Below are 12,236 nucleotides of genomic sequence, written 5' to 3' on the forward strand. Positions count from 1 at the left end.
GCTGCACTTCTGGGTCGCCTTCTTCGGCGCCAACCTGCTGTTCTTCCCGCAGCATTTCCTTGGCCTTGCCGGCATGCCGCGTCATTATGCGGACTATCCCGATGCCTTCGCCGGCTGGCATTTCTGGTCGTCGATCGGCTCCTACATCTTCGCTGCCGGCCTGCTCATCTTCTTCTACGGCGTCATCGTCGCCTTCTCGAAGAAGCAGCTCGCCGGGGACAATCCGTGGGGCGAAGGTGCAACGACGCTGGAATGGACCCTGTCCTCGCCTCCGCCGTTCCACCAGTTCGAGACCCTGCCGCGCATCGTCGGCTCGGACCACTGATCCATCTGGCGGCGGGCTCCCCGGCCCGCCGCCGCCCCTCCCCCGAGCGCCACCTGCGGCGTTCCGGAGATGGGCGGCAAGACCGCTCCCTCTCATTCCCCACGGCCGCTGGCGGCCGTCGTAAAGAGTGAAACGACAAGACCAATGTCCGCTGCGTTCGACAGGTTCGATTCCCGCACCGATGGCGCGAAGAGCTCCACCGGCGAGGCGCGCGATTTCTTCGCGCTCCTGAAGCCGCGGGTGATGTTCCTGGTCGTCGTCACCGCACTGGGCGGCATGGCGACGGCCCCCGGTACGATCCACCCGGTGATCGGATTCGCCTCGCTGCTCGCGATCGCGGTCGGCGCCGGTGCGTCCGGCTGCCTGAATATGTGGTACGACGCCGATATCGACGCGCTGATGGTGCGGACCGCCAAGCGTCCGATTCCGGCCGGGCGGATCCTGCCATCCGAGGCGCTCGCCTTCGGGCTGACCTTGTCTGTCGGCTCGGTGATCGTGCTCGGCCTCGTCGCCAATCTGCTCTCGGCGGCGATGCTCGCCTTCACCATCTTCTTCTATGCCGTCGTCTATTCGATGTGGCTGAAGCGCTCGACGCCGCAGAACATCGTCATCGGCGGAGCGGCCGGGGCCTTCCCGCCGATGATCGGCGAGGCCGTCGTGACCGGCGATTTCGGCCTGCACTCGATCGTGCTCTTCGCGATCATCTTCCTCTGGACGCCTCCCCATTTCTGGGCGCTGGCGCTGGTCAAGTCCGGCGACTATGCCCGCGCCGGCATCCCGATGCTGCCGAATGTCGCCGGCCCCGCCGCGACGCGCCGGCAGATCGTGGCCTACTCGCTGGTCATGGCGCCGGTCGCGGTCCTGCCTGCCCTGATGGGGTTCGGCGGATTGGCCTATCTCGTCGTCTCCGTGGTGACCGGACTTGCCATGATCGCGCTGGCCTTCCGCGTGTTGCGCGTGACCGAGGGTGAAGCCGCCCACAAGGCCGCCTATGCGCTGTTCGGCTTCTCGATCCTCTACCTCTTCCTGCTCTTCGCCGTGCTGCTGGCAGAGAACAGCCTCGGCCTGATGTGGGCCCTGCCCAAGGTGCTAGGATGAGCGAAGCTCCGAAACGCGAGATCCCGCCGGCCTTCTCTCCGGAGGACATGGCACGCCGCAGGCGCCGCTCGGTCGCGCTGGCGCTGGTCCTTGCAGGCCTGGTCATTTTCTTCTTCGTGGTGACGCTGGTGAAGACCGGTCCGGCCATCATGAACAGGCCGCTGTGATGACCGCGACGCCATCGAACCGTCAGCATGCGAGAATGCGCCGGACAGCGCTGATCTGCGCCGGCGTTGCGGTCGGCATGACCGGCCTCGCCTTCGCAGCCGTGCCGCTCTACGACCTGTTCTGCAAGGTCACCGGCTTCGGCGGCACGCCGATGGTCGGGACAGCGGCCGCCGGGCGCATCCTGGACCGCAAGATGGCTGTGCGTTTCGACGCCAATGTCTCGCCGGCCCTGGGCTGGCGCTTCGAGCCGGAAAGCTCCGAGATCATCTTCCGCGTCGGCGAGACGCAGACGGTGTTCTACAAGATCACCAACACGACGGACCGGGTCTCCACCGGCATCGCGACCTTCAACGTCACGCCGACGCAGGGGGCCGCCTATTTCGTCAAGCTGCAATGCTTCTGCTTCACCGAGCATACGCTGCAGCCGGGCGAGACGCTGGAAGCGCCGGTCGTGTTCTATGTCGACCCCGAGATCGAGCAGAACCGCGATCTCAACGGGGTCAAATCATTGACGCTGTCCTACACCTATTTCCCGTCCAAGGCCGGCCAGCCGGTCGCGGATGGCAAGGGTGACGCGGGCAAGTCGAAACTATAAGAACTGCGACAGCACCAAGCGCTGCGCAGCAGAGTCGGACGCGGAGACAAAGTAAGATGGCCGGGGCCCATACCAAGAACCACGATTACCATCTCGTCGACCCGAGCCCGTGGCCGCTCGTCGGCGCGAGCAGCGCGACGATCATGGCCATCGGCGCGGTCATGTGGATGAAGGCGATGACCGTCGCCGGCATGCATCTCGGCCCCCTGGTCTTCGGCGTCGGCCTGCTCGGTGTTCTCTACACCATGCTCGCATGGTGGATGGACGTGGTGCGCGAGGCCGAGCACGAGGGCCACCACACCCGCGTCGTCCAGCTTCACCATCGCTACGGCATGCTGATGTTCATCGCCTCCGAGGTGATGTTCTTCGTCGCCTGGTTCTGGGCCTTCTTCGACGCCAGCCTCTTCAGCGGCGAAACGATCCAGTACGCCCGCCACGACTTCACCGGCGGCGTCTGGCCTCCCAAGGGCATCCAGACCTTCGATCCCTGGCACCTGCCGCTGCTGAACACGCTGATCCTGCTGACCTCGGGCACGACGGTGACCTGGGCGCATTACGCGCTGCTGCAGGACGACCGCAAGKGTCTGAAGCAGGCGCTCTGGCTGACCGTGTTCCTCGGCGGCCTGTTCTCGATCGTGCAGGCCTACGAGTACGCCCACGCCACCTTCGCCTTCAGCGGCCATATCTATGGCGCGACCTTCTTCATGGCGACCGGCTTCCACGGCTTCCACGTGCTCATCGGCACGATCTTCCTGGCGATCTGCCTGTACCGGGTCTATCTCGGCCACTTCAAACCGGCCCAGCATCTCGGCTTCGAGTTCGCGGCCTGGTACTGGCACTTCGTCGACGTGGTGTGGCTGTTCCTGTTCGCGGCGATCTATGTCTGGGCGTCCGGCGCCGGATCGGCCGCGGCGCACTGAGCGGCCGCCTCAAGACAATCCCGAAGGCGGCCGCGAGGCCGCCTTTGTTTTTTGCGGGAAACCATGATGGCAGAGTACGAGCATATCAGCCCCTCGCCCTATGCGACCGGCCTTTCCGGCCGTTGCCCGCGCTGCGGCGAAGGCAAGCTCTTCGACGGGTTTCTGAAGCTGCGCCCTCGTTGTGCCGCGTGCGGGCTGGATTTCGCCTTCGCCGACTCGGCTGWCGGCCCTGCCGTGTTCATCATGCTGATCGCGGGCTTCGCGGTTCTTGGCGCGGCGCTCGCTGTCGAGATCGCCTATGAGCCGCCGATCTGGGTGCATCTCTCGATCTGGCTGCCGCTGGCCATCACCGTCTGCCTCGCCCTGCTGCGGCCGATGAAGGGGCTCGCGGTCGCGCTGCAATACGCCCACAAGGCCGAGGAAGGCAGGCGAGAAAAGTGAGCGCGCAGACAATGCCAGACAGCACACGGCGTCCGAGCCTTCTCCTGCCCGCGATCCTGACCATCTGCGGGACTTTGGTGCTCTGCACGCTGGGGAGCTGGCAGCTGTTGCGGATGGGCGAGAAGCACAGCTTCATCGAGCGCCTRCAAGCGCAGGCAGCGAGCCCTCCGGCGCCCCTCCCGCCCGAGCAGCAATGGAGCACGCTCGACCCAGCGAAGCTCGACCTGACGCGGGTCGCGGCATCCGGGCGTTACGTCGACGGCCCCTTTGCCGGCGTGCGCACCACGATCGCATCGGGCGGACCGGGAACGCGCCAGCTCTCCGGCTTCGGCCGCTGGATCTTCCAGGGGTTCCGGCTCGATGCCGGCGGGGTCATCCTGATCAATCGCGGATTCGTGCCGGAAGCGCGCCTGGGCGAGATCAAGCCGGCCTCCGGACCGGCAACCGTGAGAGGCTTCCTGCGCACGCCCGAAGCACGCAACAGCTTCACCCCAGCCGACCTCCCGGCCAATCGCGAGTTCTTCACACGCGATCCGGCCGCCATTGCGTCCTCCCTCGGCCTGGCGGCCGCGCCGTTCTATCTCGAGCTCGAGCGTCAGGGAGACGGGCTGACGCCGCCGGCCGGCGTCGATGTCAAAGAGTTGATCGGACGTATTCCCGACAACCACCTGCAATACGCACTGACCTGGTTCGGGCTGGCCCTGACCCTGATCGGTGTCTTCATCGCCTTCGCCTGGCAGGCCCGGCGACAGAAACACGACTGACCTCGCCCCGCGGCCCTGCCGCGGGCGCGCAACCTTTGCCCTCGCTGCGCTCCCGGCCTATAGCAGCAGCACGACCACAGAGAGCGACACCGTGCTGCATGTCTCCACCCGGGGCGAAGCGCCCTCCCTCGCCTTTTCCGACGCCCTGCTCGCCGGGCTCGCCCGCGATGGCGGCCTTTTTGTCCCGAAGACCTGGCCCAGAATTGAAGCCCAGGACATCGCGGGCTTCGCCGGCAAACCCTATGCCGAAGCTGCCGAGCGCATCATCGGCGCGCTGGCCGACGGAGATATCGAGACGGCGGCGCTGCGCGCCATGATCCGCGAGGCCTATGCCACCTTCCGGCATCCGGCCACCTGTCCGCTGACGCAGCTCGGCGACAATCTCTTCGTGCTCGAGCTGTTCCACGGCCCTACTCTGGCATTCAAGGATGTGGCAATGCAGCTGCTTGGGCGGCTGATGGACCATGTGCTGGTGCAGCGCGGCGAGCGCGCCACCATTGTCGGCGCAACCTCCGGCGACACAGGCGGTGCTGCCATCGACGCCTTCAAGGGGCTCGAGCGGGTCGACATGTTCATCCTCTATCCGCAGGGGCGCGTCTCGGACGTGCAGCGGCGGCAGATGACCACAGTGGACTCACCCAATGTCCACGCCATCGCGGTCGAGGGCACGTTCGACGATTGCCAGAACCTCGCCAAGGCGATGTTCAATCACCACACGTTCCGCGACGAGCTGCGCCTCTCCGGCGTGAATTCGATCAACTGGGCCCGCATCGCGGCGCAGGTGGTCTACTACTTCACCTCGGCTGTCGCCCTCGGCTCGCCCCGGCGCAAGGTCTCTTTCGCGGTGCCGACCGGCAATTTCGGCGACGTGCTCGCCGGTTGGGTCGCCAAGCGCATGGGTCTGCCGATCGAGCGCCTGGTGATCGGCACGAACAGCAACGACATCCTGCCGCGCACGCTCGAGAGCGGCGCCTATGAGATGCGGGGCGTCGCCGCCACGACCTCCCCTTCGATGGACATCCAGATCTCCTCGAATTTCGAACGCCTGCTGTTCGAGGCGCATGACCGCGACGGTGCCGCCGTGCGCCGGCTGATGCAGTCCTTGCAGCAATCCGGCCGGTTCGAGATCGCGCCGGAGCCGCTGGCCCGCATCCGCTCCGAGTTCGACGCCGGCGCGGTCGACGAGGCCGAGGTCGCCGACGAGATCGGCCGCACGTGGCGCGAGGCCGGCTATCTGCTCGACCCCCATAGCGCGATCGGGGTTGCAGCCGCGCGCCGGGGCCTCGGGGCAGATCCTGCCACGCCTATGATCGTGCTCGGCACAGCCCATCCCGCCAAGTTCCCCGCAGCCGTTGCGGCGGCGAGCGGTGTCACGCCCGCCCTGCCAGCCCATCTCGGCGACCTGATGGAGCGCAAGGAGCGCTTCACCCTGCTGCCGAACGACCAGGGGCGCATCGAGGCCTTCATCCGGCAGAACGCCCGGACAGTGCGGGGAGCGGCGGCATGATCGCGACGGGGCCGGCCGAGATCGCCGAACTGGCCACGCCTGCGCCACGCTCGCCGGGGGCGCATGACCCTGAGGTCGACCTGACGACCCTGCCCTCCGGCCTGCGCATCGTCTCGCAGCGCATGGACCATGCGTCCACCGTCTCGCTCGGCATCTGGATCGGGGCCGGCGCGCGCGACGAGCTTCCGAACGAACACGGCCTGGCGCATCTGCTCGAGCACATGGCCTTCAAGGGCACGGCGCGGCGCAGCGCCCGTGAGATCGCCGAGGAGATCGAAAGCGTTGGCGGGGATCTCAACGCCGCGACCAGCGTCGAGTACACCTGCTACACAGCCCGGGTCCTGGGCTCCGACCTCGCACTCGCCGTGGACATCCTGGCCGATATCCTGACGTCGCCAGCGCTTGCGCCCGAGGAACTCGCCCGCGAGAAGGGTGTCATCCTGCAGGAGATCGGCGCGGTTCAGGATACGCCCGACGATCTCGTCTATGACCGCTTCCTGCAGGCGGCCTTTCCGGACCAGCCCCTCGGCCGCCCGATCCTGGGAACAGCGAAGACGGTCAACAGTTTCACACCCGACGCCATCCGGGCCTATCTGGCGCGGCACTACCATGCCGGCAACATGGTGCTGGCTGCTTCGGGCGCCGTCGACCATGACGAGCTCGTCGCCTTGGCACGTGACAGGCTCGCCAGCCTCCCATGCAAACCCGTCAAAGCCTTCGAGCGCGAAGATGGTCATTACCGGGGCGGCGAAGCGCGGATCGAGGGCGACGAGGAGCAGGTCCATCTGGTGCTCGGCTTTCCCGGCCAGCCTTTCCGGGACGGCGCGCATTACCCGCTCCAGGTGTTCTCCTCCGTGCTCGGCGGAGGGCTGTCATCCCGGCTGTTCCAGGAGGTGCGCGAGCAGCGCGGCCTCGCCTATTCCATCGACGCCTTCCACTGGCCCTTCTCCGATTGCGGCGTCTTTGGAATCAGCGCCGGCACGGCACCGGAAGATGCGAGCGAGCTGATCGATGTCGCGCTTGGTTGCCTGCGGCAGGCTGCCGAAGATGTGACGGAGGTCGAGGTTGCACGCGCCCGGGCCCAGATGAAGGTCGGGCTGCTGGCCTCGCTTGAGAGCCCTGGTGGCAAGCTTGAACAGATGGCCCGCCAGGTGCTTGTCTTCGGACGTGCGATACCGCGCGAGGAGCTGGCGCACCGGCTCGATGCTGTCACGCTGGAGGATGTTCGCGCCGCCGGACGTTCTCTGCTCGGGCACCAGCCAACGATCGCCGCCGTTGGTCCGCTGTCCGGTCTCCCGGCGGCAGAGCAACTGCGGCAGGCCGCACGCTCCGGGGATTGAGCAACCATGGCTCTCTTCCGCTTCTCGACCGACCCGCCAGCCCGCCCGCTCGTTCGCACGCCGAACCTGTTTCTGCGGGCGCCACTGGCGAACGACTATGCGGCCTGGGCGGTTCTGCGGATGGAGAGCCGGGAATTCCTGACGCCCTGGGAGCCGGTCTGGAACGAGGATGACCTGACGCGGAATTCGTTCCGCCTGCGCGTCAAGCGTGCCGCACGTGAGATCGCGGCTGACGAAGCCTATCCCCTGTTCATTTTCGATGCCGGCAGCGAAACCTTGCTGGGGGGACTGACGCTCGGACTGATTCGCCGCGGCGTCGCCCAGGCCTGCACGCTCGGCTACTGGATGGGGCAACGCCACGCCGGCAAGGGATATATGACCGAAGCCGTGCGCGGCGCGGTGCGCTTCGCTTTTTCCGACCTCGGCCTGCATCGCGTCGAAGCCGCCTGTCTGCCCGGCAATGAGCCGTCTCRCCGGCTGCTGGAGCGCGTCGGCTTCCGCTGCGAAGGCGAGGCGCGGGCCTATCTGCGCATCAACGGAAACTGGGCGGACCACTTGCTCTATGCGATGATTTCGACGGACCGGCTGCTCGGCCCCGCGGAGACGGGCGGCGCGCGATGATCCACAGGGCCGAGCCTCTGCCTTGCCCTCGCCACGACCGGTCGGTACGACTGGGTCCCCCGCCCCGCTTGAGCGCGGCCCACACAGTTACCGAGTCGCGCTTGTCCCTTCCTGACCGACTTCTCCGGTTTGGCCTTGCCTTTGTCGGCCTCGCACTCCTGTTCGTGCTGTCCCTGGCCGCACCGGCCCAGGCCGTCGAGGCCGTCCGCGTCCCTGTCGACGCACCGGTGATCGACCTGACCCATGTGGTCGAGCGCAACAAATCCGATGGCGACGTCATCCAGATCTCGACCGCGCCGGGGCCCGACGGCATCGTGCGCCGCATCGCGGTCAGGGCACGCGAGTCGGGCGCACGGCCGGACTGGATCGTCTTCGCGCTCACAAATGATTCCGACGAGCAGATCGACCGGCTGCTGGTCGCGCCRTTCCATCGCCTGATCGGCTCCGGCGTGATCTGGCCTGATCTCGGCGACACGCGGATCGAGGCCGTGACGGCGAGCCAGGGGCTTCGCCCCGAGCGCGAGGATAGCCCGGACGCCGACGTCTTCATGATCACGCTCGACCCGGGCACGACGGTGACCTTCGTCGCCGAGCTGAAATCTCCGAACCTGCCTCAGCTCTATCTGTTCGAGCAGGAGGCCTATCGCCAGAAGACCAACGGGCTGACGCTCTACAAGGGCATCATCATCGGCATTGCCGGCCTGCTCGCGCTCTTCCTGACCATCATCTTCGTGGTCAAGGGAGCGGTGATCTTCCCGGCCGCCGCCGCCCTGGCCTGGGCCGTTCTCGCTTATGCAGGGCTCGATTTCGGCTTCTTCCAGCGCATCTTCCCGCTGACGCCGGCGATCGAGCGCATCTACCGCGCCGGAGCGGAAGTGGTGCTGGCGGCGACGCTGCTCGTCTTCCTCTTCGCCTATCTCAACCTGTCGCGCTGGCATGTCCGCTACAGCCACGTGACGATCATCTGGATCCTCGGCCTCTTCGGCCTCGTCGGTCTGGCCGTCTTCGATGCCCCGATGGCGTCGGGCATCGCGCGCATCTCGATCGCCGCCGTCGCGGCCGTCGGCTTCGTGCTGATCCTGCACCTGGCGACGCATGGCTACGAGCGCGCCGTCATGCTGATCCCGACCTGGTTCCTGCTCGCCGTCTGGGTGACGGCGGCCGGGTTCACGGTCACCGGCCAGTTCCAGCGCGACCTCGTCGCGCCCGCCCTGATCGGCGGGCTGGTGCTGATCGTGCTGCTGATCGGCTTCACCGTCATTCAGCACGCCTTCGCCGGCGGCGCGCTGGCGCAGGGCCTTGTCTCCGATACCGAGCGACGGGCGCTGGCGCTGTCGGGCTCCGGCGATCTCGTCTTCGACTGGGATGTCAGCGCCGACAAGATCTTCGTCTCGCCGCAGACCGAGACCCTGCTCGGCCTGTCGCGCGGCGCGCTCGAAGGTTCGGCGGCGCGCTGGCTTGAATACATGCATGTCTCCGATCGCGACCGCTATCGCGTCACGCTCGATGCCGTGCTGGAACAGCGGCGCGGCAAGCTGCAGCTCGATTTCCGTCTGCGAGCCGCCAATGGCAGCTATCACTGGTTCAACCTCAAGGCCCGACCCGTCATCGGCTCCAACGGCGAGGTCATCCGCGTGATCGGCACGCTCGCCGATGTCACCGAGCAGAGGACTGCGCAGGAGCGGCTGCTGCATGACGCGGTGCATGACAACCTGACCGGCCTGCCCAACCGCAAGCTGTTCCAGGACCGTCTCGGCGCCGTCTTCGGCTTCTGCCGCGCCGACGACAATATCCGCCCGACAGTGATCGTCATCGACATCGACCGCTTCAAGCAGGTCAACGAGTCGGTCGGCTTCTCCGCGGGCGATTCGATCCTGCTGACGCTCGCCCGCAGGCTCGGCCGTCTGCTGCGGGCGCAGGACACGCTTGCCCGCATCGGCGGCGACACCTTCGCCATGATCCTTGTCTCCGAGCGGGACCCCGAGCGTATCCTGGCCTTGGCGGAACTCGTTCGCCGCGCCGTCTCGACGCCGGTGACCTTCGCGGAACGCGAGATCTTCCTGACCCCCTCGATCGGGCTTGCACTGTTCGACGCCTCGCCGGCGGCCCGCAAGGACGATGCGCTGAAGAACGCCGAGCTGGCGATGGCGCATGCCAAGCGCCAGGGCGGCAACAAGATCGAGGTCTTCGTGCCCGCGATGCGGACCGATCGCAACGATCGTCTTGCCCTGGAGAGCGATCTGCGTCGCGCCATTGAGCGCGGCGAGATTCAGGTGATGTACCAGCCGATCGTCAGGCTGGAGGACCGGACCATCGCGGGCTTCGAGGCCCTGGTGCGCTGGGACCACCCACGCGAGGGCCGGCTGCTGCCGCAGGATTTCCTGGCGATCGCTGAGGAAACCGGGCTGATCGTCGATCTCGGCGTCTATGTGATGGACCGTACCGCACGCGAGCTCGCCGCCTGGCAGGCCGCGCTCGAGGTCGACCCGCCGATCTTCGCCAGCGTCAACGTCTCGAGCCGCCAGTTGCTGCGCCACGACCTGCTGCATGACGTCAAGACGGTGCTGGCGCGCCGGCGCGTCTTGCCGGGCACGCTCAAGCTCGAGATCACCGAAAGCCTGGTGATGGAGAATCCGGAATATGCCGCGCAGATGCTCTCGCGCATCCGCGAACTCGGCGCCGGGCTCTCGCTCGATGATTTCGGCACCGGCTATTCCTCGCTGTCCTATCTGCAGCGGTTTCCGTTCGACACGATCAAGGTCGATCAGAGCTTCGTGCGCCAGATGGGCAACGGGAAACCGCCGGTGATCCTGCGCTCGATCGTCCAGCTCGCCGCCGATCTGCGCATGGACGTCGTTGCCGAGGGCGCGGAGACGGAGTCGGATGCGATCGAGCTCTACCAGCTCGGCTGCCAATATGCGCAGGGCTATATCTTCGGGCAGCCGATGAGCGCAGCCGAAGCCCGCAGGCTGGTGGGCGCGAGCGCCGCGTCCTCTTCGGAAGCAGCGTAACCCCTCCCCTATACCGGGAGGGAGGCCGGCGCCGCTCAGGCGTGTCCGGCCGTGCTGGACAGGAACGCGGGATCGATGCCGATCTTGTGCAGCGCGCGTTGGTATTTGGTTTCGATGCTGTCGTCGAAGAGCAGCGCCGGGTCAGCGGCGCAGTGCAGCCAGCCATTCGACTGGATCTCGGATTCAAGCTGCCCCGCTCCCCAGCCCGCATAGCCAAGAGCAAGCACCGCGTTCTCCGGACCGCTGCCAATGGCAATGGCCCGCAGGATATCCAAGGTCGCCGTCAGGCAGATGCCGTTGTCGATCGGCAGGGTCGCCGATTCCAGGAAGAAGTCCGAGGAGTGCAGCACGAAGCCACGCTTGGTCTCCACCGGTCCGCCGCGCAGCACCTGCATCCGTTCGGCCTGGCTCGGCAGGCGAATCAGCTCTTCCGAGGGAATCACGTCGAGCTGGACCAGCAGATCGGGAAACCGCGTGTCCGGCGCCGGCTTGTTGAGGATGATGCCCATGGCGCCATCCTCGGAATGCGCACAGATATAGACCACGCTGCGGCTGAAACGCGCGTCAGTCATGCCGGGCATGGCAATCAGGCACTGCCCGTCGAGATAGCTGCGGCCGCTGACGCGTTGGCTCGATCCGATCTTCATACCGCCATGCTAAATCCAATCGGCCCGGCTGGAAACCGGTGTCCTTGAAAATGCCGGCACCGCGATTGCGCCCCAATCATGCGGCATAGGATGAATGGCTGCATGTCACATGATTGCCAGCAAATGTGAGAGAGATTGTTTCGCTTTTTGCAGACGCATTCCCTAAGACGGTCATCGTGAAGTTGGCATTGCTCTCACTCGCGCTCGCCGCGCTGGCGTTCAGCGCTCCTGCTCAGGCGCAGGAGGCGGCGGTGTCGTCATGGTCCCGCAGCACGCATTCCTCGATCCGCCTGATCGCCGGAGCGACGGCCCCCTCGGGCAAGCAACGCATCGGCGTCGAGATCACTATGGCGCCAGGCTACAAGACCTATTGGCGCAACCCCGGCGATTCCGGCGTTCCTCCCTCCTTCGACTGGAGCGGCTCCACTAATGTCGGTGGCCTCGACGTGCGCTGGCCCGCGCCGGAACGCTTCGAGGATGGCACCGGCTTTTCGATCGGCTATGTCGGCGAGGTCGTGGTGCCGGTGTCGGTGCAGCCGGTCGACCCCAGCAAGCCAGTCATGGTCGTGCTCAAGCTCGATTATGCCGTCTGCGAGAAGATGTGCATTCCCGCCAAGGGCGAGGCTCAGCTCTGGCTCGAGCCCGGCGTGACCTCGGTCACCTCGCCACGGCTCGAGAGCTTCGAGGCGCGGGTGCCGATTCCCGTCAAGCTTGGGCCGCACAAAGAGAAGATCTCGGTGATCGAGGTACTGCCCGGCGAGGCTGGACCCGAGCCCAAGGTCAAGCTCGTGCTGCAGGC

The 12,236-nt window shown here is 66.5% G+C and carries 13 protein-coding genes; 12 read left to right on the forward strand and 1 reads right to left on the reverse strand.

Annotated elements, in window-relative coordinates:
- From AC1DRP_RS28640 to AC1DRP_RS28690, 11 genes are all read left to right on the forward strand, one after another.
- The coding region (locus AC1DRP_RS28640; RefSeq protein ID WP_476770239.1) for a cbb3-type cytochrome c oxidase subunit I at nt 1-325 on the forward strand (325 nt) is incomplete at its 5' end.
- A gap of 144 nt (nt 326-469) precedes the next feature.
- Complete coding sequence (locus tag AC1DRP_RS28645) at nt 470-1,423, forward strand: heme o synthase (RefSeq protein WP_069877488.1); 954 nt, start codon at nt 470-472, stop codon at nt 1,421-1,423.
- Complete coding sequence (locus AC1DRP_RS28650) at nt 1,420-1,590, forward strand: DUF485 domain-containing protein (protein WP_141739979.1); 171 nt, start codon at nt 1,420-1,422, stop codon at nt 1,588-1,590. Before AC1DRP_RS28645 ends, AC1DRP_RS28650 begins: the two co-directional genes overlap by 4 nt.
- Nucleotides 1,590-2,186, forward strand: coding sequence for a cytochrome c oxidase assembly protein (locus AC1DRP_RS28655; RefSeq protein ID WP_441506443.1), 597 nt, complete (start codon nt 1,590-1,592; stop codon nt 2,184-2,186). The genes AC1DRP_RS28650 and AC1DRP_RS28655 overlap by 1 nt, the downstream gene beginning before the upstream one ends.
- A 56-nt stretch (nt 2,187-2,242) precedes the next feature.
- The gene (locus tag AC1DRP_RS28660) at nt 2,243-3,106 is read left to right on the forward strand and encodes a cytochrome c oxidase subunit 3 (RefSeq protein ID WP_476770240.1); all 864 of its coding nucleotides are present in this window, start codon (nt 2,243-2,245) and stop codon (nt 3,104-3,106) included.
- Between the two features lie 66 nt (nt 3,107-3,172).
- Nucleotides 3,173-3,547 (forward strand): DUF983 domain-containing protein, encoded by a 375-nt coding sequence (locus AC1DRP_RS28665; RefSeq protein WP_476770241.1) that lies wholly within the window; start codon nt 3,173-3,175, stop codon nt 3,545-3,547.
- Nucleotides 3,544-4,311 carry an SURF1 family protein gene (locus tag AC1DRP_RS28670; protein ID WP_441506440.1) on the forward strand — a complete coding sequence of 256 codons (768 nt, stop codon included), beginning with the start codon at nt 3,544-3,546 and terminating at the stop codon, nt 4,309-4,311. The genes AC1DRP_RS28665 and AC1DRP_RS28670 overlap by 4 nt, the downstream gene beginning before the upstream one ends.
- Nucleotides 4,312-4,402: 91 nt before the next feature.
- Nucleotides 4,403-5,818 (forward strand): threonine synthase, encoded by a 1,416-nt coding sequence (thrC, locus tag AC1DRP_RS28675; protein WP_476770242.1) that lies wholly within the window; start codon nt 4,403-4,405, stop codon nt 5,816-5,818.
- Complete coding sequence (locus AC1DRP_RS28680; RefSeq protein WP_441506438.1) at nt 5,815-7,158, forward strand: M16 family metallopeptidase; 1,344 nt, start codon at nt 5,815-5,817, stop codon at nt 7,156-7,158. Before thrC ends, AC1DRP_RS28680 begins: the two co-directional genes overlap by 4 nt.
- A 6-nt stretch (nt 7,159-7,164) precedes the next feature.
- The gene (locus tag AC1DRP_RS28685) at nt 7,165-7,779 is read left to right on the forward strand and encodes a GNAT family N-acetyltransferase (protein WP_476770243.1); all 615 of its coding nucleotides are present in this window, start codon (nt 7,165-7,167) and stop codon (nt 7,777-7,779) included.
- 101 nt (nt 7,780-7,880) lie between these two features.
- Nucleotides 7,881-10,790: an EAL domain-containing protein gene (locus AC1DRP_RS28690; RefSeq protein WP_441506437.1), complete on the forward strand. Its 2,910-nt coding sequence runs from the start codon at nt 7,881-7,883 to the stop codon at nt 10,788-10,790.
- Between the two features lie 35 nt (nt 10,791-10,825).
- Here AC1DRP_RS28690 and AC1DRP_RS28695 read toward each other — a convergent pair whose 3' ends face one another.
- The gene (locus AC1DRP_RS28695) at nt 10,826-11,437 is read right to left on the reverse strand and encodes a YqgE/AlgH family protein (protein ID WP_441506436.1); all 612 of its coding nucleotides are present in this window, start codon (nt 11,435-11,437) and stop codon (nt 10,826-10,828) included.
- A gap of 176 nt (nt 11,438-11,613) precedes the next feature.
- Between AC1DRP_RS28695 and AC1DRP_RS28700 the strand changes: the two genes are divergently transcribed.
- A partial coding sequence (locus AC1DRP_RS28700) for a protein-disulfide reductase DsbD domain-containing protein (protein ID WP_476770244.1) occupies nt 11,614-12,236 on the forward strand: 623 nt, incomplete at its 3' end.

The sequence above is a fragment of the Allobosea sp. 01N443 genome, from assembly GCF_056399325.1.

Coding starts and splice junctions, on each gene's coding strand:
- AC1DRP_RS28645 (WP_069877488.1), top strand. CDS start 470: ATGTCCGCTGCGTTCGACAGGTTCGATTCCCGCACCGATGGCGCGAAG.
- AC1DRP_RS28655 (WP_441506443.1), top strand. CDS start 1,590: ATGACCGCGACGCCATCGAACCGTCAGCATGCGAGAATGCGCCGGACA.
- AC1DRP_RS28680 (WP_441506438.1), top strand. CDS start 5,815: ATGATCGCGACGGGGCCGGCCGAGATCGCCGAACTGGCCACGCCTGCG.
- AC1DRP_RS28650 (WP_141739979.1), top strand. CDS start 1,420: ATGAGCGAAGCTCCGAAACGCGAGATCCCGCCGGCCTTCTCTCCGGAG.
- AC1DRP_RS28695 (WP_441506436.1), bottom strand. CDS start 11,437: ATGAAGATCGGATCGAGCCAACGCGTCAGCGGCCGCAGCTATCTCGAC.